This window comes from Vibrio sp. MEBiC08052 (genome assembly GCF_001506075.1).
GTDB lineage: Bacteria > Pseudomonadota > Gammaproteobacteria > Enterobacterales > Vibrionaceae > Vibrio.
Map to the genome: position 1 here is coordinate 190,935 of NZ_KQ947475.1, position 22,549 is coordinate 213,483.

A 22,549-nucleotide genomic window follows, 5' to 3' on the forward strand; every position below is an offset into this window, starting at 1 on the left:
TTGTCTCGGATGCATAGATTTGGGTTCCCTCACCCCAAACCAAAAGAAAAAGGTACATCATGAGTATTTTTACCATAGCACAGCAACGCAAGGCGCTGAGTTTTCTTGTTTTATTCCACTTACTGATTATTGCTTCCAGTAACTACTTAGTGCAGATCCCCTTTACTGTCATGGGCTATCACACGACTTGGGGAGCATTTACATTCCCGTTTATTTTTCTCGCGACGGATCTGACGGTCAGAATCTTTGGTGCTTCACTGGCGCGGCGAATTATCTTGTTAGTGATGCTCCCGGCTTTAGCCGTTTCATATCTTTTATCGGTACTGTTCTTTCAAGGCCATTTTCAGGGCGTTGAACCACTGAGTCAGATCAACTGGTTTGTGGCCCGAATCGCGATTGCCAGTTTTATGGCCTATCTGTTCGGGCAAGTGTTGGATGTTCAAGTCTTTAACCGCTTACGCCAGCTGAAGCAGTGGTGGGTTGCACCAACCTGTTCGACACTGTTTGGTAATGCGCTGGATACTGTGGCCTTTTTTGGGATTGCTTTCTATCAGAGTCCAGACCCGTTTATGGCACAGCATTGGCAGGAAATCGCTATGGTCGATTATGGTTTTAAACTGGTGATTAGTTTAGGGCTGTTTGTGCCAATGTATGGGGTATTACTGAACTATTTGGTGAGCCGTATTACTGCAATCAATCCGAACTTTTCACTGACGGGCGCGCAGGCTTAAAGACGCAAGTTGACTGAGAGATATCGTTACAGCTCTCAGGATAACGGCAAGGCCCCGATGAATGTGTATTCATCGGGGCCAGAGAGAAGTGACCCGATACGCTTCAAGTCACATCAGTTTCTCGTGGTCATTAATTAATGGTTATGTGCTGTCCCCGCACCTTTCGGATAGCGAATGGATTCCACCATTTCCTGCACATCATCGGGGACTTCTGCCGTAAATTTATTGACCACAATGGCGACCACAAAATTCAGACACATCCCTAATGTTCCGATACCTTCCGGGCTGATACCGAACCACCAGTTGTCCGGTGTATTGTCTGCCGGATTGATGAACTTAAAGTAGATGATGTATGCCGCAGTGAAAAGTATCCCGGATAGCATGCCTGCAATCGCCCCTTCTTTATTCATCTTCTTATAAAAAATCCCCATAATAATTGCCGGGAAGAAGGACGCAGCAGCAAGGCCGAAGGCAAAGGCGACCACCTGCGCCACGAATCCCGGTGGGTTGATGCCCAGATAGCCGGCCCCGATAACGGCCAGCGCAGCACCGATCCGCGCTGCGAGTAGTTCTTGCTTGTCGGTCATGTCTGGCTTGAAGCCTTTTTTGAGCAAATCATGTGAGATAGAGGTGGAGATAACCAGCAGCAGACCGGCGGCAGTCGAGAGTGCCGCTGCCAGACCTCCGGCTGCCAGTAAGGCAACGACCCAATTTGGCAGTTTGGCTAACTCCGGAGATGCTAGAACGATGATATCCCGGTTGATCTTCACTTCATTACGCGCATCCCCTGCATAGAACATGCGACCATCACCATTTTTATCTTCCCATGAAACCAATCCGGTGCTTTCCCAGTTTTTAAACCAACTCGGCGCATCCGTAGACTGAACTCCTTTCATGTCCGGACCATTGATCGTATCGATCATGTTTACTCGGGCAAATGCCGCAACGGCAGGCGCTGTCGTATAGAGCAGGGCGATAAACACCAGTGCCCATCCGGCAGAAATCCGTGCATCAGAGACCTTCGGTACTGTAAAGAAGCGGATAATAACGTGGGGGAGGCCAGCCGTACCAACCATCAAGGCCGCACAGATAAAGAAGACATCCACCATACTTTTCGAACCGTCAGTATATGCGGTAAAACCCAATTCTTGAGTTAAACCATCTAATCGATCCAAGAGATAAGTATCGGTACCTGAAATAGTTGAACCGAATCCCAGTTGCGGAACCGGTGTCCCCGTCATCATCAGTGAGGTGAAAATGGCCGGAACCAGAAATGCAAAAATCAGCACGCAATATTGAGCGACCTGCGTGTAAGTGATGCCTTTCATGCCGCCCATGACCGCATAGAAGAATACGATCGCCATCCCGATAATAATGCCCATGTTGATATCGACTTCAAGAAAGCGCGCGAAAACGACGCCAACACCACGCATCTGGCCGGCAACATAGGTAAAAGAGACGAAAATGGCACAGAATACCGCAACCATTCGTGCTGTTCTGGAATAATATCGGTCACCGATAAAATCCGGGACTGTAAATTTACCGAATTTTCTAAGATAGGGGGCGAGGCAAAGTGCAAGTAAGACATAGCCACCGGTCCAACCCATCAGGTAGACACCGCCGTCATAGCCAATAAAAGAAATGATCCCCGCCATAGAAATAAATGATGCCGCAGACATCCAGTCAGCAGCGGTTGCCATCCCGTTTGCCACCGGATGTACGCCTCCACCGGCGACATAAAATTCACTGGTTGAAGCCGCTCTTGCCCAGATCGCAATGCCGATGTACAAGGTAAAAGTCAGGCCCACGAGGATAAATGTCCAAGTTTGAATATCCATACGTCACTCCTTGATTAGTCTTCATGGACGTTATATTTCTTGTCGAGTGAGTTCATTCGCCAGACATAGATGAAAATGAGGGCAACAAAGACATAGATCGACCCCTGTTGGGAAAACCAAAAACCGAGTTTAAAACCACCGAACTGAATGGTGTTCAGTGCGTCTACAAATAAAACCCCGGCACCGTAAGAAACCAGAAACCAAATTGCCAGCAGGGTTCCCATGATTCCCAAATTCTCTTTCCAGTAAGCTTGTGCGTGCTCTGATGATTCGAACGCCATAGCTGTCTCCTTCCTGTTATCGGTATTATTGTTAATACAATGTTACAATTATAAAATAGCAGGTCGTTATGGTTTGATCTTTGCAACTTTAGTCGGGTACTGACTTTCGGAGGTATAAATGGATTGGCAGATTTTTATTGAGGCAACGAATGTAAATAATATGTTAAATGATATAGTTGTTAGCCAAAAGTATATACAGAGAGCCTCATCGGATGTGTATTTGCATTCAATTGAATGGGATTCTCACATCAAATCAGGCTCAGCTAGAAGATATGGGAGCGAGCGCGAGTTCGGTGTCAATCAATGAAATAATGGATGATTTAGTCGTTTATTTCATTCAGTAGGATGACGGCTTGAGTTCGATTTTTAACCCCGAGTTTGCGAAAAATGGCGGTCATGTGAGCTTTGATAGTTGCTTCGGAAACATTCAACTCATAGGCGATCTGTTTATTGAGTAAGCCATCCGACAGCATCCCTAATACTTTGTATTGTTGTGGGGTTAATGCCGCAATTTTTTCAGCCAGATCGTTGCCGGGCTGATTGGTCACAATCAGATCTTCAGGGAAGTACGGGTCACCATTGAGCACTTTATTGAGTGCATTGACGAGGGTGCGCATATCGCTGGATTTAGGAATAAAGCCAAAAGCACCATGCTTTTTCACTTGTGCAACGACAGCTGGTTCTTCACTGGCTGATACCACCACAATCGGTAAATCCGGATAGGTATTTTTAAGGTGAATTAAACCAGAGATCCCATTACTGCCCGGCATTTTTAGATCGAGTAAAACCAGATCCGGTTCTGGTTCTTTTGCCAAAAGGGTAAGTAGTGCATCGAGTGTATCGGCTTCTTGTAGATTGGCTCCGCTCACGGCCATATGCACCGATTGAAACAGTGCATTACGGAAGAGTGGATGATCATCTGCAATGATAATGGTGTAGGTTGCGTCCATTACAATTCATATTTTTACAAGCTGTTAACCAAATTATTGTTCCGTTTATAGTTTTGAACAATATCGGAGCATGAAAACTCTGAACTCTATCCCCTTTTTTGCAGACATCTGTGTGCATTGTGTCGCGATTGTATGTTGATACATTGATCGTGTGATCCAGATTGCTTTGTATAGCGTGAAAGGATAACAAGGACTCATCCATTGCGACTTGGGTTGTTTTGATCATTCTGACCGAGCGTTATAAAGCATACTGATGAAGATGTTGCAAGAACTCATCGGCAGACATAAAGCCGGTAATCCGGGCTTGCGGAACTCGTTCTCCAGTGCTATTCCAAAAACTGAGGGTTGGTAATCCAAGCACCCCTAAGTGGTTCAGCAGGGCTTTATTTTGCGCATTGTTTGCCGTGACATCAGCCTGAATGAGACGATAATTGGCGAGTTTTTGCTGTACGTCATGATCTGAAAAAGTGTATTTTTCGAACTCTTTACAGGCGACGCACCAGTCAGCATAAAAGTCGATCATGACGGGTTGTTGCTCCGCTTTGGCTAAAGCAAGTTGTTGTGCCAGTTCATCGACATTCTGAACTTGGGCAAAAGACAGCGACTCCGCATTTGCTGTGGAAGTGATGATGCCGGAATACAACGCGACTGGTGTCAGCGAAAACCCGATGCCGGCCAGAGAAAAGACAAGCAGCAATGTTTTTTTGAGCTGGCTGGCTGCGGAACGGAGGCTGGTCAGCAATATCCATAGGAAAAGACTCACACCAAGTAGAGCCCATAAGCTGACTGACCATAATTCGGGGATGATTCGCTCCAGAAGGAAGATGGGGGCGGCAAGGAGGATGAATCCGAACAGCGTTTTCATTTTTTCCATCCATGGACCGGATCTCGGTAGAAAACGCTGACCGAAAACAGCAATCATGATCAAAGGTATCCCCATACCGAGCCCTAACAGATAAAGCGCGACACCGCCGAGCATCAAATCCCCGGTCTGAGCAACATACAGTAAAGCACCAGAGAGTGGGGCGGTGGTACAGGGTGAACAGATCAGGCCGGAGATTGCGCCCATGATAAAGACACCAAACTGACGACCTCCGGATTGCCGCTGACTCAGGTTATTCAGGGCTGTCTGCAAAGAGGACGGCATTTGAATCGTATAGAGCCCGAACATGGAGAGTGACAGCAGAATGAAAAGCAGGCTGAAAGTAATGAGGATCATCGGGCTTTGAAGTGCTGCCTGAAATTGCAATCCCGCTGAGGCGACCACAAGCCCGAGTAGGGTATAGGTGAGGGCCATGCCTTGAACATAAATTACGGCCAGTCCGAAAGCTTGTTTCTTATTGAGGTTGTTCTGACCCAGCACGATACTGGTAACAATCGGATACATGGGGAAAACACAAGGTGTGAAGGCTAATCCAATGCCGAGAAACAGGAATAGTACCACCGTCCATAGATCTTCTCCCAGTGCGTCAGCTAACCGATTTTGTTCGGCCTGAGGCAACACTGGTCGTATCGGCTGGCTGTTTGGCTTCTGTAACTGCTGACTTGACGGAGATGTGACTCCGTTTGATTCTGAAGCCATAGTCGCCGTCGGAAGCGGTGCAATCGGCACCGTGCGCACTTCTGGCGGATAACAAAACCCTTGTTCGGCACAGCCTTGATATCCGACTTGAATCTCGGCATTTTTTCCCGCATCAGCCAGTTCCAGTGTGATTTGCAGCGGGGTGTTATAGATATTCACATCACCGAAAAATTCGTCATGGTGCGATTCACCCTGACGCATATGCGTTGAAAGGATACGGACCTGTTGTGGGTCGAAATTTAGTTTATGTTGATACAGATAATAGCCCGGCTTAATCTCCCAACTCAGCGTTAATTGATTTCCTTGTTGATAAGCGAGAAAGGGAAATGCTTGATCTACAGCCACAAATCGCGATTGATTCGGGGTAAAAGCAGAGGACAACGGCGGATCAAATTGCTGAGCCTGAAGTGGTAATAAGGCCGATACCAGCACTGTCAAAATGAGAAAAATTGTCCGCATAATTGTCTGCATTAAAAGATATGTTTGACTTGAATGGACTCATCATAACGCAAGTTTTCCGAGAAATGCGAGTGATAGAAGTCAGTCTTGGACAGATAGATGTAAGTATTCGACCAAAAGCCAAAAAAGCCGATGACTTTCTGATGATATTCTCAGAATACAGGAGAAAATTTGTGTGGAAAGACAGAAATTTGAGTTTGCGGGGCTGGAAACTCATACTGCGATATCCATTAGGGATACCGCAGTATGTTTAGCGAAAAACTATAATGTTTAGCGCAAAATAATCACTTATTCGTAGCGTTTCGCTTTATATTGAGGGTGTCTCAGGTTTTCGATGGATAGAATTTCATCCACCTCTGCTTCGGTCAGCAAGCCGCGTTCCAGAACGACTTCACGGACACTTTTACCAGTCTGAGCACAGATTTTGCCGACAATATCACCTTCATGGTGACCGATATATGGGTTCAGGTAGGTCACAATTCCGATAGAGTTGAACACATAGTTCTCACAAACTTCTTTGTTGACTGTAATCCCGTCAATACATTTATCGCGCAGATTGATACATGCATTGGACAGAATCGAGATTGACTCAAACATTGCCTGACCGATAACCGGTTCCATCACGTTCAGTTGGAGTTGTCCTCCTTCCGCAGCGAAAGAAATGGTATTGTCGTTACCCAATACTTTAAAGCAGACCTGATTGACGACTTCAGGAACCACTGGGTTCACCTTCGCTGGCATAATGGATGATCCGGCTTGAAGTTCTGGCAGGTTCAGTTCATTCAGTCCTGCTCTTGGTCCGGAAGAAAGCAGACGTAAATCGTTACAGATTTTAGAAAGCTTCACTGCGAGACGTTTAAGGGCACCATGTGTCATTACATAAGCACCACAGTCAGACGTCGCTTCAATCAAGTCTTCTGCCGGAACAACGTCCAGTCCGGTAACGGCTGCCAGATGTTTTACTGCCAGCGCCTGATAGCCTTCAGCGGCATTCAGACCTGTACCGATAGCGGTTGCACCCAAGTTAACTTCAAGCAGAAGCTTTGAAGTATATTCCAGCGCACGGATCTCTTCATTCAATGTCACCGCCCAAGCGTGGAACTCCTGACCAACAGTCATTGGTACGGCGTCCTGAAGCTGAGTCCGCCCCATCTTGAGGATGTTGCTAAACTCATGACTCTTAATTTCAAATGCTTCTTTGAGGTAACTGACTGCGCTGACGAGCTTTTGTACGCTGTTAAACACAGCAATACGGAACCCGGTTGGATAAGCACAGTTTGTTGATTGGCTCTTGTTGACATGATCATTGGGATTGATCACATCGTATTGTCCTTTTTCTTTACCCATCAGTTCCAGAGCAAGGTTGGCAATGACTTCGTTGGTATTCATATTGACCGAAGTCCCTGCGCCGCCCTGAAATACATCTGACGGGAATTGATCCATACACTTCCCTGTTTCGAGCATTACATCACATGCTTGGATAATATAAGATGCAATCTCTTTTGGAATCACGCCTAGTTCTTTGTTAGCAAGGGCTGCCGCTTTTTTGGTCATGACCATGCCACGAACAAATTCAGGAACATCTGAAATGGTGACATTGGAGATATTGAAGTTTTCTACAGCTCGTAAAGTATGGATGCCGTAATATGCATCGGCAGGGACATGACGTTCACCGAGTAAATCTTCTTCCAGACGGGTAGCGGTTTCAGCAACTGCTTCAGATAGGGTAGTCATAGTATAGGATCCTTAGGTAACTCAACTTCGTAGTTATCAATTTATAGGGATTAATTCTTCAAAGAATCCATTCTGGTAGTGTTAACGTTTGGAAATCCGACCGAAACGCGTAGAACATCATACTAAGTCTACTGGATAAAAAAAGTAACTTGATCACCTTTTTCACTACCGACAATAACTTTATTGTCTTTAGTTGTTTTGCACAACGGTCAATTGTTCGATTCCATGAGCGGAAACACAATTTTTTCCTTTTCTCTTAGAACGATAGAGCGCTTTATCTGCATTGACGAAGGATTGGTGATGACTGGATGTGATTTCAGCAATTCCGATACTGATTGTGGTGTCGTATTCTTGCCACGACTCGATAGCAAGACAGATCCGTTCCATCAATTTCTGCGATGTTTTGACATCGGCATGTTGAATGATGACGGCGAATTCATCGCCGCCAATGCGCGAGACAAAATCAGTATCGCGTAGGATCGACAGCATTTGATTAGCTAAACGAAGCAGTACCTGATCACCGATCGCATGGCCGTAGGTATCATTGATGCGTTTGAAATCATCGACATCAATGATTGCCAGACTACTTTTAGGTTGATTGCTATACCGTTCCTGCAATCTTGAATAGTGCAGTAACGTTTGGTTGAATTTTTTCTTATTCCACAGTCCGGTCATGATGTCCCGTTCATTTTTCTCCTTGAGCTCTAAAATCGCGTTGTAGTGCTCAGAGATATCGCTGAATGAATACACATAATGACTGATCTGTCTGATGGAACCTTCCAAAGCCCGGACTTCAACTTTACAGACATGAGGTGGATCCTCATTACCAATCCTCACCTGGCCTTGCCATTCCCCACTCGTTTTGAGTTGTCTGAGAATATTTTGGTACTTTGCTTTGGCAGGTTGTAAATCGAGAATATTTTTTCCTTGAATTTCAGACTGTTCGGTGCCAAAAAGCTCACAAAAACGTATATTGGCCCGAAGAATGATATGGTGTGCGTTGGTTAGAGCGACTGCAACACTGTTGTCGAGCACGACCTGATTGAATGTTTGTTCCAGTCGGTTGATTAAATAACTTTCCCAGAGTAGGGCAAAAAAACCGGCAATAATGCCAAAGAAGAGCAACAGAATGATGACGGTCATCCGAATTTCTTCATCTCTCTGAGCAAAGCCTTGCTTAATGAGGTGCTGCGGATACATCGTCAGCAGTGTCATATCATGGCTATTACCGAATAGTGAAGTCTGAAATGGTTGAAATACATATAAACCGTCAGCGGTTTGGAGGCTGCCGGATTGATAGGGCGTCTGATGAATATATTCCCATAATTGGGGATTCTCATAGGCAAGGTTGATGTTTTCCCGCTCTTTGAGCAGCCGGCCAAAGAGTTTATTTTTATGATTACTGAGAATGTAGTACCCACTCTTATCAATAAAATCAACCGAGTAGCCGAGATCATTGGCTGTGATATTTTTGATAATGCCTAATACTTCAAGATTAGCAATGAAATAACCCAAGCGCCGTTGATCATAATCGATTGGATAGATCATGCGAAATCCCGGTTTGTATGGGGTTACGATTTGGCCGAATTCTCGTTCCAGATCGATACCGAAATAACCCTGCTCTCCTGAAGCGAGTCGTTGTGCGTAATAAAAATAATCTCGTTTCCCTTTATACTGTAACGCATTGTCCGGAACAACATAGGGTTGACTCATCTGCGGTGTATAATCGACACGGATGATTTCTTTCCCTTGATGATCGAGGTAACGCAACTGGTAAAAAAATTCGACATTTGCAGCGGTCAGATACCATTGATTTTTAAGATAATTACGATAGGTCGAATTGCCTGTTTTTGCGAAGTCGAGGAGCAGGGGAGATTGGCTCAGTTGTGCAAAATTCTGTTGGATGAGTTTACTCAGTTGGGTCGCTTTGGCTTCGACATGTTCAAGATATTGTTGACTCTGTGTTTTGAGCTGTTGAACAAAAAACTGATGGGCTTCATGGCTGAGGTGGAGGTAGTATCCGAAAGGGATCACGGATAGACACAGCCATATGAATATTATCTTTCTGATGGTTCTTTTTGCTCTTTTCATTATGCCACTAACTGACTATTTATTTCTTAAAACTTAGATCAGGATCAGCGAGGATACCAGAGAGTATGAGCTGTTTTGGGTGATTATTTGGCCACTTTGATTAATTTCGTTGGTAAAACAGGCCAGTGGAAAATCCCCGTGACAGAGTGTTATCTCTCATTTTTCTGGGAGAGTCTGTCAGTGGGAGGATTTCGGGCAGGAGCACTTTCAAAATAGTAAGGAAGTGAAACACAGGGGTCGGTTTTATGGATAGATTTCGTTACACTCGACAGGTTTGCGGACCTATAACAGGAGGCGCTGTGTTTCCCCTTATCTTATTTTTGTTTATTGCAGTTCCAATCATTGAGATTGGTTTATTTATTCAGGTCGGTGGATATCTGGGATTGTGGCCGACCATCGGTTTGGTGTTGATCACTGCGTTTGTCGGGGCATCTTTAGTACGAAGTCAGGGATTACAGACCTTGCTGACCATGCAACAGCGACTTCAGGATGGCGAAATACCAGCCCAACAAATTCTTGAAGGGGTACTTCTGGCGGTTGCCGGGGTACTGTTATTGACGCCGGGTTTTATGACGGATCTGATGGGGATGTTTGTTCTGCTTCCGGGACCGCGCGCGATGCTGGCACGTAAACTGATGGATAAAGTTGTTATTCAAGGGAATGTCCAACAGCCATTTGGTCCCGGAGGATCTCATGATCGGCAATCCCATCGCGGCAACACGTACGAAGGTGAATATGATCGCAAAGACGACGATGACGATCATGATAAATTAAATTAACGTACAACGGCATTTAGAAAATATCACTAAAAATAAAAAATAGGCGTCAATTTCATGTTTCACATTGCATTATATTGTCCGAATATTGCCCAAAATACGGGGAACATCATTCGGTTATCAACCAACAATGGTTGTCATCTGCACCTGATCGAGCCATTGGGGTTTGATCTTGAAGAAAAAAATCTGCGTCGAGCAGCACTCGATTACCGAGATATGGCGAAGGTGAGTGTTCACCCGAACTACGAAGCATTTTTAGCTGCGATTGGTGATCAACGAATCTTTGCACTGACGACCAAAGGTTCCAGACCTCATGATGAGCCAACCTATCAAGCTGGCGATGTATTGTTATTTGGATCTGAGACAGCTGGTTTACCGGATGACATCCGCAATGGTTTCCCTGAAGAGCGCAGAATCCGGATCCCCATGCTGCCTAACGCGCGGAGCATGAATCTCTCGAACTCTGTGGCTGTTGTAAGCTACGAAGCATGGCGTCAACTCGGCTTCCCCGGTGGGAAGTAATTTCGGTTCCAATAGATAAATAATCATAGCCAGAGTCGGTGTCCCTGACGTTGTGTTGTTCAGGGATACTTGGTCGCTTATCTCTATCTAATTCCTCTCTTTAACCTTTATATCAAGATATAAAGCAATCCGATCTTTCCTCATCATATACAACCAATTGTTTATTATTTTGTTGAATTGTTATTAATGTTGTAGCATGTTATGCAAATTGTTGCTATTTTGTTGTTATAAATGTGTTGCTGTTGAAACAATGTGTAATCTACTAGTGAATTGAAAAAATGCAAAAAGTGTTCATTTGTAATCACTGATTGAGAACTCGGAGAGCTAAGCATGACGCAGTCTGATTTCCAGAGTTTATGATTTCATAAAAATGGAAAGTAGATATATGAGTGTGAAATAATTTTAAATATCACTGATGAAATCAATAAGAAGTTTGATGTGCTATCTGAATCGAATAGTTATTGAGGACTAATTATTTCCGGTAAAAATTATCTTTGTTTATTGATAGAAATAGACTAATTGTAGTTTATTAATTTCATAGTGATTTTTATTATTATAAGCTGTGATATTTGGTTTGAAATATGGTTTGTTAATATGAAAATTCAATATTAAATTATTTTAATTATATTTAATAATAGAGGAGTTGGTTATGTTTATTAATAAAGATGTTATAAAATTATTAGAAAATAAGGTTCAAAGTCTGTTAGATAAAGAGTTTGAAAAAGACTCTGTAACGAGTGAATTCCATCAAACGGATTGGTTTAATAAAGAGTATTACAAACGTCACATTCTTGAGTGTGTTATTCGTATTAATATGAATAATGAATTGGATGCAAGAGCAGTTGCTGTTGCATGTAAAGGAAATATTCCAGCAGCAAAGAAACTCTCATATTATCTATATGATGAATTAGGTCATGACGAGATGTTTGCTCAGGACTTAACTAAGTACGGTTATTCCATATCTGATATAAAAGATGAAAATGCATTTCCTTCTACACTTAAATTAATGGGGTATCTGAATTATAGTGTTGAACGATTTGGTCCATTAAGTGCAATTATTTGGGATTGGTTCCTAGAATATTATGGCGATAATTATAATCCTTTTATCACTCAGAAAGCAGGAGCTTATTTAGGTGAAGAGGAAGTTAGTGGTGCTGCATCACATGTTGCATTTGATGAAGCTGAAGATCATAGTGGTATGATGACGGAAATGTTATCAACGGTTATTAAAAATGAACATGATCTAAAGAATGCAATTCAACATATTGAAACATTTATACCTATGATTGGTGAATACTTCAGTGAGTTAAAAGAAAATACTTTATAATTATTAATAAATAATAGTGATGTAATATGCCTGAGGTTGAAATTAAAATAGCTGATTTAAATATAACAGCTAGTATTGACGATAATTTAATCGATCATATCCCAAGTAATTACATTACAAAGGGGTGTCTAAATGGTGTATGCCGAGTCTGTCGATGTAAGCTTGTCTCTGGTCAAGTTATAGAGAATGGTAAGATAATAAACACCCCGAATATATTTTTACCTTGTATTAGCAAACCATTGACAGATATCTCCATCGAGTCTCATGTTGGTAATTTTTCTATTGGTTCAATTAAGAGTGTTGAATATATTGATAACTCCATTATAGAGATAAAGATAAATGTGAAAAAACAGTTTTTCACTTCAAAGTCTATAGTGAATATTTTTCATAATGACTACTCTATTTCTCGAAGTTACTCATTGGTAACAATGTATAAAGATGGATTTAACCTCCTCCGTATACATGTAAAGCTTAAAGAGAATGGTATTTTTTCTAACTGGTTTATGACCTTGAAACCTGATGATCAGATCAAATATCAAATCATCAATATACCTGTGCCAAGATATCAGAAGATGAGTAAATATATAAATATTATTTCTGCTGGGAGTGGCATGGGGGCAGCACTCTCAAGAGGGATTGAGCTTTCAGAAAAACATAAATTAGATGGAATAAATATAGTTGCAATAAATAGAAATAATTTGAGCACTTATCATGAGAATTGTATTAATGACTTAAAGCATCGCGTTAATTGTGGCGTTCATGTTAGAAACGTTCATTTTACTGATTGGATTCATCATGATATCGAGCAATTTATAGAGAAGAATATTTTCACAGTGTCTGTAGGTTCGACAATTATTACAAAAAAAGTTGTACAGCTTGATGAAAAAGAAATTGAGTCTTTTGGCTAGTAGGATAAAAATATGAGCATTGTCGTAATTGATCCGGTTTCATCTGGAATCGCCTATATACATGCAGCTGTAGAAATGGAAGTTGATTTACATGTTCTTTGTCTTGATGAGGGGGAAAGGAAGGTGTCTCCTGAGTTGAGGAATTTAGTAAAATCAGTTGTCAAGGTTGATTCAAGAGATATTGAATCACTAATAAGTGCGATTGAAAATATTGGAGATGTTCAAGCCATTCTTCCTGGTTCTGAGTATACCGTTCCAGTTTGTTCTCAACTGGCGAAACATTTTTTATTACCCGGTTTAAATCGTGATACTGTAGCATTTGTACGTGATAAATATGCTTTTAGAAATAAGATAAAAGAACAAAAATTGAGTCATATTCGGTATTTCTTGGTTGATATTAACACTGATTTACAAGCATTGAATGTACCGATGGAATTTGATTTTCCAGCAGTTATAAAACCAGTTGATATGTCTGGTAGTATTGAAGTTAAACGAATTGATAGCTTTGATGATTTGGTTTCATTTATGCTGAATTTATCGCAGCGTGAAATTAGTGATTTGGACTACATATCATCAGGGAAATTTATTGTTGAGGAGTATATCCCAGGGGATGAGTTTAGTGTCGAGGGCGTTGTTATTGATGATAAGATAGAAATATTATCAATTACAGAGAAAATATTGGGTGAAGAGCCTTATTTTGTCGAGCTTGGGCATATTGTTGGAAATCAACTATGTGAAACAATCTCAAATCGTATAAGTCAATATGCAAAGTTTATTGTTCAAGCGATAGGAATCAACATAGGTCCTTTTCATTTGGAGTTGAGAGTTCGTCCAGATGGCCAGCCTGTTGCTATTGAAATCGCGGCAAGAATGCCAGGCGATAAGATTGTGGAACTAATTAAACAATCTAGTGGTATAGATTTAGCTCAAATGACTATTGCTGCGTATGTAAATAAAAAAATGTCCAAGGAACCTTGTTCCAATGGTATTTCTGCTATTTCATTTATATTCAGGGGAAGAAAAGAACGTTTTACAGAATTAAATTCAATTGATAAATATAAGAATCATAAATATTTCAAGAACTGTGAAATATACTTTAATCGTGGGGATATGTTGGGGAGTAATCAAGACTGGACTTCTCGTATTGGACACTTTATTTTCTTTGGTGATAATTATCATGAAATTAAAGATGTAGCATATGAGTTAAATCGTAAAGTGGGGTTAATATGAAGCATGTTTTAATCATTAATCGTTATGATGATATATTTTCTAATTATAGTCTATATATAAATTCTGATGATTTTCATATGTCATTTATTACATTGAAAGGTAAAGAAAAACATATTAACCCCAAATATTGCTTGAATGTGAAAAATCTTGATGAATTAAAAAGTAAAGATGTGCTAGATGCAGCAATTGAAATCAACGAACGTGATCATGTTGATTTAGTCATTGCACACTCTGAATATGATTTGGATAGTGCTGCAATGATTCGAGAGGCTTTAGGAATATCGGGTGCTAAAATAGAGGATAATGAACTTCATCGAAACAAAGTATTAATGAAGTCTACACTAATGAATTCTAATATTCCTTTCCCGATATTTAAGAAATTACAGAGTAAAGATGATATTTATAAATTCATATCTGAGTATAATTACCCTTGTATCATTAAGCCAGAAGTCGGTGCAGCATCAGAAGGTGTCTATAAGATTTTTTCACATGATGATATACCTTCTGTGGAAAGTGTTGAAGGTCTTCAAATTGAACAATTTATTGATGGTGATATTTACCATATCGATGCAATAATATCTTGTGATGATATGCCATATTTTAAAGTGTCTAAATATATTAATACTTGTCTTGATTTTAGATATAAAGTTCCATTGGGATCGTTTACTATTGATGATATTTCCGTGAATGAACGTTTGAAAAAACTTGCATTTAATGTTGCAGATTTACTGAGAATAAATCATCAGGCAATGCATTTAGAAGTTATTGAACATGATGATGAATTCTACTTCTTAGAAATAGGGGCAAGAGTTGGTGGTGGCGAGATTCCTTTTGTTGCTTATAATAATGAAGGTGTTGACCTTTTTGAACTATGGACGAAAGTCTCTCTGGGAAAAAATGTGGATACGGTCAAGACGAAAGTAACAGGTTTTTTAATGGTTCCAAATCCATTTGAATCTGGTTATCAGTTCGCTGATGGATTTCAGTTAGAACACCCTAATATTACATATCGGAAATTGAATTTAAATGGCGAAAACAAAGGGTTCTCATATGATGATATACCTGCAATCGTCCACTTTGAGGGTGAGAATTCTATTGAAGTTCGAGATGCAATTGTTCAGTGTATGTCCTTGGTAAGCTCTGCAATAATCCCACTAACATGTGAAGTTGGCTCTCATGAATAAAAAACATTGGTATGGTGTCCTTCTGGCGCTATTGGCTGCATTTTTTAATGGTATGGTTGGTATTTTTAGTGTCAACTTATTCAATTCAGGGATGACTCCTGAAGCGGTTGCTTTTTATAAGTGTGCGGTCGCATTTTTTATAATTGTTATCGTTTTAGTGGCGACGAATAAACTCAGTACAATGTTGCACTATTTGAGAGAAAAATGGCAAGCACTCATCGTTTGTAGTTTCTTTGGATTTTTCATGCTGTATTTCTTCGAAACCGCTGCTTACGGGAATCTAAATGTTGCTGTGGTCGTGTTCTTGTTGTTCGGTGTTTCGACGTTGGTAACATTCATTGCCAATGCAATCTTTGAACGTCGAATCCTGACAGGAAAGGAATGGATGTCAGTTCTGTTTGCCATTTTAGGTTTGTATTTGATTTTTATAGAAAATGAGCACATTGAAGCTTCAGTGGACATCGGCTTTATTTATGCTGTATTGGCTGGTGTTGGTTACGGCTTATTTTTGGTGCTGAATAAGAAATTGAATATAGGTGGTGGATTGATTCCCGTATGTGGATTACTGTTTTTTGGATTGATATATTTACTGATTCCATTTTCGCTATCTGGTCCTGTAGGTATTGATGGCAGTGCATGGTTCACGTTGGTGCTTTTAGCTTTGCTTCCAACCATTGGTGGTTTTTGGTGTACCACTAAATCTTTAACGATTATGAAAAGTCAGACTGTACAATTGATTGAATTATCTGAGCCAATCTTTGCTTTAATTCTTGGTTTTATATTTCTTGAGCAACTGGTAACTCCGATGCAGATGCTGGGTGGCGTTTGCATTTTAGCTGCAATTTTGATTCATGAGTTTAGATTATCTCTGTGCCGTAAAGCTAAAATAGCGACGGATACAATGCCTTAAGCTGACCACTCATATATTTCTTTCAAGCTGGTAACTCGAGCTTACCGGGAGAATTGAGGGATCAGACCGATATATCCAGCGGCAGTGTGATGGTAATCATCAGCCCGCCCATTGCGCTGCGACTGGCTTGAATCGTGCCACGATGTTGGCGGACGGCATTTTCGGTAATGGCGAGCCCCAGTCCAGTCCCTCCGCTGTGGCGTTCTCTTGTGGTTGAAACGCGATAGAACGGCCGAAATATGTTAGCGAATTCATCATCCGGCACACCTTCGCCATTATCTTCGACACAGAGGGTCAACTGCTGTGGTGTGTCACTGAAGGTTACCCGAATATGATCTTTGCTGTAGTAGATCGCGTTACGCACGATATTTTCGACAGCACTCATAAGCTGTTGTGGGTTGCCCGATATCCGTCGCTCCGGAATGATGGAATAGCTGAGCGTCTTTGCCATCTGTTCCGCTTCGAAGACGGCATCTTCAAGCAAAGCTTCCCATAAACTGGACAGGGGTTGAGTTTCTTGACTTGAGTGACTGTTGAGCTGCATTCTGGACAGTTCCAACAGCTCACCAATCATCTGTTCCAAACGTTGGGCTTCGGTATCAATTCTTTCCAGTTCAGGGCTTGTCCCTTGTTTGCGATTGGCGAGTGCTGTTGCCATCCTTAAACGGGTCAGCGGTGAACGAAGTTCATGAGAAATATCGGATAAAAGCCGTTGCTGTCCTGAAATCATTTCATTAACGGCTTCGACCATATGGTTAAAGCTCTGCCCGGCTTGACGAAATTCAGTGGTTCCCTGTTCTAGGGAGCGATCAACCTGAAACTCGCCTTGAGCAACACGTTGTGATGCCTGAGCCAGCTTTTGAGCCGGTTGGCTTAATGCCCATGCCAGCCAGAGCAGTAACGGTGTACTAATCAACATGACCACCAGTAACAGAGAAATCGGGTGGTCCAGCAAGCGAATAAAAAATGGTGGCAGTTGATTGTCAGGGAAGGCGACGTAGAGTAACAACGGTTGCTGGGCAAGATGAATCGGCATCGGACCTGTCATCAGAAAATGGCCGTACAGGCGTTGCTGAGGTTGTTCGGCTGATTCGATGCCGGTGAGAAAATTTTGGAGAATCCGGCTGTTGATCATCTGATTGCCATTCACCATCAGAATGTTCCCTGCCATATCGGTCAGAAACAGATGAGGCTTGTCCTGATTGTCCCTGAGTGGTTGAGAATGCATATTGTGTCGGGGTTGGCGGATAAACCGAGCAGATAACGTTCTGAGAATAATGGTGAGGTTTTGCTCTCCGGCAAATCTGGTTTCGAGGTTCTCTTTGATTGTAGCCAGACGTTGACGTTCCGAATTCGGTAAATCTCTGGCTTTTCTCGGATCAAGATTCGGCAACAAAAGCACAACGATCAAAATCAGTAACATCGTGAACCAGAAAATGGCAAAGATTCGACCATAGAGGCTATTTAACTTGGGAAGATGCATTAGTCCTCCGCGATCATCAGATAGCCGCGTCCGCGCAGTGTCTTGATTCTCTCCCGACCATCATGACGGGCCGGGAGTTTTTTCCTCAGGTTGGAGACATGCATATCAATGGCTCGGTCAAATGCTGCCAGTCGTTTACCGAGCACATCCAGACTCAGAGTCTCTTTCGTGAGCGTCTCTCCCGGATGCTGTACAAAGTGTGTGAGCAGCGCAAATTCTGTGGAGGTTAACTCCAGCAGTTCATCGTGGCAGTACGCTTCTTGTTTTTTTGGATAGAGGCGTAAGTCCTCACACTCGATCACTTCACTCGATTTATGAACCGGTGTTTGTTGGGTGCGACGGAGAATGGCACGGATGCGGGCCAGTAGTTCCCGGTCACTGAACGGTTTTGGCAGATAGTCATCAGCACCCAGCTCAAGACCGATGACCCGATCGATTTCTTCGCCTTTGGCAGTCAGCATCAGCACTGGTGTTTGCGCATATTGAGAAGAGGAACGGATTCTTTTCAGTGTTTCCATCCCATTCAGTTTGGGCATCATGACATCCAATAAGACGATGTCCGTCTGTTCGTCCAGCATGTTTAGACCAGCTTCCCCATCATGGGCTTCTGCAACACTGAATCCTTCAAAGCTAAGCACTTCGTTGAGTAGTGCGGTTAACTCAGTATCATCATCAATGATTAGGATATGGGGCATCAGTTGTTCTCCGCAGCGTTCTATGAATATTTTGTCTTTGCAAGCCAGTGACTGTTACCAATAGTTTACCTTTAAAATTCACGGATAAAGATCGTTCGGTGCCTCATTTACACTCTTTTACCTACGCTATACACCAGTTGACCTTACAGAATGTAAGCTTAATTTACCGATACATGAAAGGCTGATGTTTATTCAGTCTGTCCACCAAGAGGTAACAGAGATGAGCACTTTAACAAAAGTAATATTGGCAGCAGCTGTTCTCCCGTTAACACTCGGCAGTATGGCTGTTTTTGCCGGATATCAGAACCATCATGGCGGTGGTTATTGGGGAAATCAACGTTTCGAATGCCAGCGTTATGATCACCGTGGGATGTTGCGATCATTCAACCTTACATCGGAACAGCAAAATCAACTGACGGCACTGCGACAAAAACATTGGGAGCAAAGGCAGGCTCGGATGCAAGATTTTCATCAAGAGATGGTACCGATTGTAATGGCAAAAAATTTTGATGAACAAGCCGCGCAGAAACTGGCTGACAAAATGGAAAATGCGCGTGTTGACAGACGTGTAGAGATGATGCGTCAACGGCATGACATGCTGAGTATTTTGACGCCAGAACAACAACAACAATGGCAAAAAATGTTTCAAGAAAGACCTTACAACAATATGACCGGACCCGGTCAAGGCGGTGGTGGTGGTAATGGCCCTGGCTTCATGATGAACCAATGGTAGGATAACATCCGCGATTGTTGAGTTGTGAGCATTGTGAAAACAGCATGTTATTGGATAGCGCTTTGGTGAAACCAATGACGTCAGTGAAGAAAGAGGTGACAGGGATGCGCCTCTTTCTTGTGACTACTACTAATAATTATTATCACTTTCATGTTAAAAATCAGCTAATTATATTATCTGTTGATAAATAAATCGCCTGCAATGAAGCGGATTTCGTTATATAGTTAACCATCAGTGATGACATTCATTCAGAGTTTTTAATGCACGCAAATTATATTCGCTTAGTGAAATCAGCAGCATGGAGTGCGACCATTATCGCGATGACGTTGCTGGTAATTAAAATGTTTGCTTGGTGGCATACCGGGTCAGTCAGTTTACTCGCATCGGTGATTGACTCTTTGCTGGATATTGCCGCATCGGTGGTCAACCTTTTGGTGGTTCGTTATGCGCTTCAGCCGGCTGATCGCGAACATACATTTGGTCATGGGAAAGCAGAATCTTTGGCTGCACTGGCACAGGCAATGTTTATTTCGGGCTCCGCCTGCTTTCTGCTGCTCAACGGGGTTGACCGTTTCTTTCGGCCTCAGCCGCTACAAACACCGGAGCTTGGGATTTATGTCAGTGCGCTGGCGATAGTGGTGACCTTCCTGTTGGTTCGGTATCAAAAATATGTGGTTCGTAAAACAGGGAGTCAGGCGATTGCAGCGGACTCCTTGCACTATCAGTCTGATTTATGGATGAATATTGCGATTATGATCGCATTAGCAATGAGCTGGCAAGGGGTGACCCAAGCCGATGCGATTTTTGCCGTCGGGATCGGTGTTTATATTTTATATAGTGCCTATCAGATTATTCACGAAGCGATTCAGACGTTATTGGATCGCAAACTGCCGGATGAAGAAATCAGTCACATTCGTCAGTTGAGTTTATCGGTTGACGGGGTATTAGGAATTCATGGGCTACGCACGCGCATGTCTGGTCCGGTGCGTTTTATTCAGCTTCATCTGGAATTAGATGATCATTTACCGCTGATTCAGGCACATGAGATTTCTGATCAGGTTGAAGCGTTATTACTGGCACAGTTTCCCGGCTCAGATGTGCTTGTCCACCAAGACCCTTATTCGGTGATCCTGAAATCAGAATATGAGCAGAAAGTAGCAGAATGGTCGTAATGACCGACAGAGATATGCTTGAGTGAGGCCGTGTATTGGCTATTACATCCGTTGAGAAACAGATAACCTGAAAACTATGTTTCAGGTTATCTGTATGAGTTTTTTCACTTATATCAGAACTTGGCTTCCAGCCTGACGCCCGAATAGTCAGAATAACCGCGTAGCATGATTGAGTAAGTCCCCGCAGCTGCGCGATCAAACGAGCATGACTCGTTATTACCCGCTTTGTAAGGACGACAATCATAAGAACGGGTTCCCGCTTTCGCGCCATACTTCACATAAAGATCGGCATCACCTTGGCCGCCCGACATCGCGATCGAAAAAGAGCGGGATTCAGGCAATTCAAATGTATACCAACTCTGGCCCGATGCCTGACCACTTAACCCGGTCAGTGGCTGACCGATCTTCAAAATCGGATCCTGTGGTTGTTCCGCCGTTGAATTTGCCATTTCTACCACATAAGCGAGGCCGAGCCGGGCAAATTTTTGTGCGTGCTTTCCTTCACGGTCAGAATTGGAGAGCGTATCCCGTGGGGTATGAATATTCGGATTGTATTCAGCGAATTTTGCTTCGAAAGGCATTGACGCAGGATATCCGGCACCATGCCATGATGCGTGATCCGAGCAGCCATAACCACATCGGTCAAAGCCGTATTTCAGGTTGGGGAGGTATTCATCGAGCAGCTTTGCCAAGAATGAATTCAGGTTACTGTCGGTATAATCGGTCATAAAGACAATATCTTCAGCAGAACCGGGATAGTTTGTCATGTCCAACTGGAGGGCGGAAAGTACGTTTTTGCCGTCATTCTTATATTGGTTAGCGATGTCCTGAGAGCCGCGTAGCCCGACTTCTTCTGCTGCATAAGCCATAAAAGCAATCGTACGTTTCGGTTTAAAGTTATTTTCTGCCAGTACCCTGATGATTTCAGTCACACTGGCGATGCCTGATGCATCGTCATCAGCACCGGGAGCAACGCTCTGGGCGTTGGTTCTTGAACCGATTGTTGAATCTAAGTGACCGCCAATGACCACTATTTCATCGGGTTTTTCCGTCCCCCGGATCGTCAGGATCACGGATTTTTGCCGATAACCTGAATGACTAAACTGCTGCACAGAAGCATTGCGCCATGCAGAAGCGAGTCCTCGCCATTCATCTGCAATCCAGTCAGAAGCTTGTGCCCCGGTGTGGGTGGTATAAAAGCGATTGGTAAAGCCCGATAAGCTGGTGATTGTATCGGTAATTTGGTCGGCACTGACGAGTGGGATCAACGGTTTGACAATATCTTGTTGATGAATACCGACTGCAGCAAATGAACTGCTGGTTAATGGAACCCGGCTTGCTTCAATCGCACTTTGTTTAGAGTCATGGACAATATAACCACCGCAGCGATGATGTTCTTCGTGCATGTTGTGTGATAGCTCAGCAAGATCTTGTTGATCAACTTGTCCAACCCAAACGAGCGGGTTATCAACAATCGACTGAGCCTGAATCGGTTGGGTGGCGGATTCCAGCAAGGTGCCTTTTGCATCAGCGCCAATCGATATCCAGACTTTGTTGTCGTCAGTCTGCAAATTTTCTGCCGCAATGAGCGATGTACTGAACAGTGTCAGTATGACGGCCAGACTGGTTTTTGTGTATTTCATTATCCTGATCTCCCTATCGTAGGCGCTTGATCTGAGTGGTAAAAGGCCTTAAAGGCCAGCGTTACTAAACTAACAAAACAAAGCAAGATTAGGGATGAATTGATGCAAATTAATTCATAATCAGAATGTAAACAACAGTGAGCATAAGAATGTTAATAAATATTTGCATTATTTATATTTATGTAAATGATTATGCAAATGTGAGGGAAATAAGTCCTGCCGGAAATCCTGTTGTCAGGGGAGGGCAGTGATTTTTTAGATTATTTTATCTTCGATATTGGCTGTTACTATTGTTGATTC

The 22,549-nt window shown here is 42.7% G+C and carries 19 protein-coding genes; 10 read left to right on the forward strand and 9 right to left on the reverse strand.

Annotation, left to right across the window (positions count from 1 at the left end; genetic code table 11):
• Window positions 1-59: 59 nt before the first annotated feature.
• Entirely contained in the window at window positions 60-731 is a 672-nt protein-coding gene (locus VRK_RS00830; protein ID WP_059119661.1) for a 7-cyano-7-deazaguanine/7-aminomethyl-7-deazaguanine transporter, read from the forward strand.
• Between the two features lie 134 nt (window positions 732-865).
• Here VRK_RS00830 and VRK_RS00835 read toward each other — a convergent pair whose 3' ends face one another.
• The 6 genes from VRK_RS00835 to VRK_RS00870 all read right to left on the reverse strand — a co-directional run bounded on the left by VRK_RS00835 (window position 866) and on the right by VRK_RS00870 (window position 9,609).
• On the reverse strand, window positions 866-2,569 hold the full coding sequence (locus VRK_RS00835) for a sodium:solute symporter family protein (RefSeq protein WP_059119662.1): 1,704 nt from the start codon (window positions 2,567-2,569) through the stop codon (window positions 866-868).
• A 14-nt stretch (window positions 2,570-2,583) separates the two neighbouring features.
• Window positions 2,584-2,850 (reverse strand): DUF4212 domain-containing protein, encoded by a 267-nt coding sequence (locus tag VRK_RS00840; protein ID WP_059119663.1) that lies wholly within the window; start codon window positions 2,848-2,850, stop codon window positions 2,584-2,586.
• 320 nt (window positions 2,851-3,170) lie between these two features.
• Window positions 3,171-3,800: a response regulator gene (locus tag VRK_RS00850; RefSeq protein WP_059119665.1), complete on the reverse strand. Its 630-nt coding sequence runs from the start codon at window positions 3,798-3,800 to the stop codon at window positions 3,171-3,173.
• Window positions 3,801-4,038: 238 nt separating this feature from the next.
• Window positions 4,039-5,841 carry a protein-disulfide reductase DsbD gene (locus VRK_RS00855; protein WP_082671431.1) on the reverse strand — a complete coding sequence of 601 codons (1,803 nt, stop codon included), beginning with the start codon at window positions 5,839-5,841 and terminating at the stop codon, window positions 4,039-4,041.
• Window positions 5,842-6,129: 288 nt separating this feature from the next.
• Window positions 6,130-7,575, reverse strand: a complete 1,446-nt coding sequence (gene aspA, locus VRK_RS00865; RefSeq protein WP_059119668.1) for an aspartate ammonia-lyase — start codon at window positions 7,573-7,575, stop codon at window positions 6,130-6,132.
• 189 nt (window positions 7,576-7,764) lie between these two features.
• On the reverse strand, window positions 7,765-9,609 hold the full coding sequence (locus VRK_RS00870; RefSeq protein ID WP_231735721.1) for a sensor domain-containing diguanylate cyclase: 1,845 nt from the start codon (window positions 9,607-9,609) through the stop codon (window positions 7,765-7,767).
• Window positions 9,610-9,965: 356 nt separating this feature from the next.
• On the opposite strand from VRK_RS00870, the gene VRK_RS00875 reads away from it, so the two are divergent.
• From VRK_RS00875 to VRK_RS00905, 7 genes are all read left to right on the forward strand, one after another.
• Complete coding sequence (locus VRK_RS00875) at window positions 9,966-10,445, forward strand: FxsA family protein (RefSeq protein ID WP_059119670.1); 480 nt, start codon at window positions 9,966-9,968, stop codon at window positions 10,443-10,445.
• A 54-nt stretch (window positions 10,446-10,499) separates the two neighbouring features.
• Window positions 10,500-10,964 (forward strand): tRNA (cytidine(34)-2'-O)-methyltransferase, encoded by a 465-nt coding sequence (locus VRK_RS00880; protein WP_059119671.1) that lies wholly within the window; start codon window positions 10,500-10,502, stop codon window positions 10,962-10,964.
• Window positions 10,965-11,613: 649 nt separating this feature from the next.
• The gene (locus tag VRK_RS00885) at window positions 11,614-12,291 is read left to right on the forward strand and encodes a hypothetical protein (RefSeq protein WP_059119672.1); all 678 of its coding nucleotides are present in this window, start codon (window positions 11,614-11,616) and stop codon (window positions 12,289-12,291) included.
• Window positions 12,292-12,317: 26 nt separating this feature from the next.
• Complete coding sequence (locus VRK_RS00890; protein ID WP_059119673.1) at window positions 12,318-13,199, forward strand: hypothetical protein; 882 nt, start codon at window positions 12,318-12,320, stop codon at window positions 13,197-13,199.
• Between the two features lie 12 nt (window positions 13,200-13,211).
• Window positions 13,212-14,429, forward strand: coding sequence for an ATP-grasp domain-containing protein (locus VRK_RS00895; protein ID WP_059119674.1), 1,218 nt, complete (start codon window positions 13,212-13,214; stop codon window positions 14,427-14,429).
• A complete protein-coding gene (locus VRK_RS00900; RefSeq protein WP_059119675.1) occupies window positions 14,426-15,613 on the forward strand; it encodes an ATP-grasp domain-containing protein in 1,188 nt (395 codons plus the stop codon). The genes VRK_RS00895 and VRK_RS00900 overlap by 4 nt, the downstream gene beginning before the upstream one ends.
• On the forward strand, window positions 15,606-16,523 hold the full coding sequence (locus tag VRK_RS00905) for a DMT family transporter (RefSeq protein ID WP_059119676.1): 918 nt from the start codon (window positions 15,606-15,608) through the stop codon (window positions 16,521-16,523). The genes VRK_RS00900 and VRK_RS00905 overlap by 8 nt, the downstream gene beginning before the upstream one ends.
• Before the next feature lie 61 nt (window positions 16,524-16,584).
• Here the strand turns inward: VRK_RS00905 and cpxA are convergent, their stop codons facing one another.
• Together cpxA and VRK_RS00915 are read right to left on the reverse strand one after the other, a co-directional pair.
• Entirely contained in the window at window positions 16,585-18,006 is a 1,422-nt protein-coding gene (cpxA, locus tag VRK_RS00910) for an envelope stress sensor histidine kinase CpxA (RefSeq protein ID WP_059119677.1), read from the reverse strand.
• A complete protein-coding gene (locus tag VRK_RS00915) occupies window positions 18,006-18,701 on the reverse strand; it encodes a response regulator (protein WP_059119678.1) in 696 nt (231 codons plus the stop codon). Before VRK_RS00915 ends, cpxA begins: the two co-directional genes overlap by 1 nt.
• 220 nt (window positions 18,702-18,921) lie before the next feature.
• Between VRK_RS00915 and VRK_RS00920 the strand changes: the two genes are divergently transcribed.
• On the forward strand, window positions 18,922-19,434 hold the full coding sequence (locus VRK_RS00920; protein WP_197413046.1) for a Spy/CpxP family protein refolding chaperone: 513 nt from the start codon (window positions 18,922-18,924) through the stop codon (window positions 19,432-19,434).
• A 260-nt stretch (window positions 19,435-19,694) separates the two neighbouring features.
• Window positions 19,695-20,606, forward strand: coding sequence for a CDF family cation-efflux transporter FieF (gene fieF, locus VRK_RS00925; protein WP_059119680.1), 912 nt, complete (start codon window positions 19,695-19,697; stop codon window positions 20,604-20,606).
• Between the two features lie 113 nt (window positions 20,607-20,719).
• Here the strand turns inward: fieF and VRK_RS00930 are convergent, their stop codons facing one another.
• Entirely contained in the window at window positions 20,720-22,249 is a 1,530-nt protein-coding gene (locus VRK_RS00930) for a M28 family metallopeptidase (RefSeq protein WP_059119681.1), read from the reverse strand.
• Between the last annotated feature and the right edge of the window lie 300 nt (window positions 22,250-22,549).

Excerpts from the sequence above, each read along its gene's own strand:
- VRK_RS00830 (WP_059119661.1), top strand. The coding sequence starts at position 60 with ATGAGTATTTTTACCATAGCACAGCAACGCAAGGCGCTGAGTTTTCTT.
- VRK_RS00835 (WP_059119662.1), bottom strand. The coding sequence starts at position 2,569 with ATGGATATTCAAACTTGGACATTTATCCTCGTGGGCCTGACTTTTACC.
- VRK_RS00840 (WP_059119663.1), bottom strand. The coding sequence starts at position 2,850 with ATGGCGTTCGAATCATCAGAGCACGCACAAGCTTACTGGAAAGAGAAT.
- VRK_RS00850 (WP_059119665.1), bottom strand. The coding sequence starts at position 3,800 with ATGGACGCAACCTACACCATTATCATTGCAGATGATCATCCACTCTTC.
- VRK_RS00855 (WP_082671431.1), bottom strand. The coding sequence starts at position 5,841 with ATGCGGACAATTTTTCTCATTTTGACAGTGCTGGTATCGGCCTTATTA.
- aspA (WP_059119668.1), bottom strand. The coding sequence starts at position 7,575 with ATGACTACCCTATCTGAAGCAGTTGCTGAAACCGCTACCCGTCTGGAA.
- VRK_RS00880 (WP_059119671.1), top strand. The coding sequence starts at position 10,500 with ATGTTTCACATTGCATTATATTGTCCGAATATTGCCCAAAATACGGGG.
- VRK_RS00885 (WP_059119672.1), top strand. The coding sequence starts at position 11,614 with ATGTTTATTAATAAAGATGTTATAAAATTATTAGAAAATAAGGTTCAA.
- VRK_RS00890 (WP_059119673.1), top strand. The coding sequence starts at position 12,318 with ATGCCTGAGGTTGAAATTAAAATAGCTGATTTAAATATAACAGCTAGT.
- VRK_RS00895 (WP_059119674.1), top strand. The coding sequence starts at position 13,212 with ATGAGCATTGTCGTAATTGATCCGGTTTCATCTGGAATCGCCTATATA.
- VRK_RS00900 (WP_059119675.1), top strand. The coding sequence starts at position 14,426 with ATGAAGCATGTTTTAATCATTAATCGTTATGATGATATATTTTCTAAT.
- VRK_RS00905 (WP_059119676.1), top strand. The coding sequence starts at position 15,606 with ATGAATAAAAAACATTGGTATGGTGTCCTTCTGGCGCTATTGGCTGCA.
- cpxA (WP_059119677.1), bottom strand. The coding sequence starts at position 18,006 with ATGCATCTTCCCAAGTTAAATAGCCTCTATGGTCGAATCTTTGCCATT.
- VRK_RS00915 (WP_059119678.1), bottom strand. The coding sequence starts at position 18,701 with ATGCCCCATATCCTAATCATTGATGATGATACTGAGTTAACCGCACTA.
- VRK_RS00920 (WP_197413046.1), top strand. The coding sequence starts at position 18,922 with ATGAGCACTTTAACAAAAGTAATATTGGCAGCAGCTGTTCTCCCGTTA.
- fieF (WP_059119680.1), top strand. The coding sequence starts at position 19,695 with ATGCACGCAAATTATATTCGCTTAGTGAAATCAGCAGCATGGAGTGCG.
- VRK_RS00930 (WP_059119681.1), bottom strand. The coding sequence starts at position 22,249 with ATGAAATACACAAAAACCAGTCTGGCCGTCATACTGACACTGTTCAGT.